Here is a 538-nt window from a genome sequence, read left to right as displayed (position 1 = left end):
ATAGACTGGTCTTATTTTGAAAACACTTTTAGTCCTTTATACTCCAACACAGGGCAACCAGGGATGCCCATCCGTTTAATGGTTGGTAGTTTACTATTAAAACGGATTTATAATTTAGGAGATGAAACTCTTTGTGAGGCTTGGATAAGAGACCCCTACATGCAATATTTTTGTGGAATGGCTCATTTTGAGCATAAGTTTCCCTGTGATCCAAGTGATTTTGTTCATTTTAGAAAACGCATTGGAGAGCAAGGCGTAGAAAAAATATTTACCTATTCTGTTTTACTTCATGGCAAATCTGCTTTTGAAACTCAAACATTGTCTGACACCACGGTAGCAGAAAACAATACCACATTCCCGACAGATGCAAAATTAGCGAAGCGCATCATTGACAAATGTAATTCTATAGCAACTAAACAAGGCGTAAAGCAACGGCAGACTTATGTAAGAACATCAAAACAATTGCTTCGAGACACGCACAACCGAAAACATCCCAAACGCAGAAAGAAAGCACTTAAAGCCGATAGGAAACTAAAAA

Annotated in this window: 1 protein-coding gene; it reads left to right on the top strand. The window is 37.9% G+C overall.

Going from position 1 to position 538, the window contains the following annotated elements; all coding sequences use genetic code 11:
• Positions 1–538, top strand: a 538-nt coding sequence (locus tag AC1EUY_RS16155; RefSeq protein WP_480196584.1) for a transposase, incomplete at its 3' end; no start/stop codon positions are given.

The sequence above is a fragment of the Maritimimonas sp. 2210JD6-3 genome (assembly GCF_056591795.1).
Note: the sequence above shows the minus strand (reverse complement) of the source record. Positions and strands in the feature narration are given on the sequence as shown.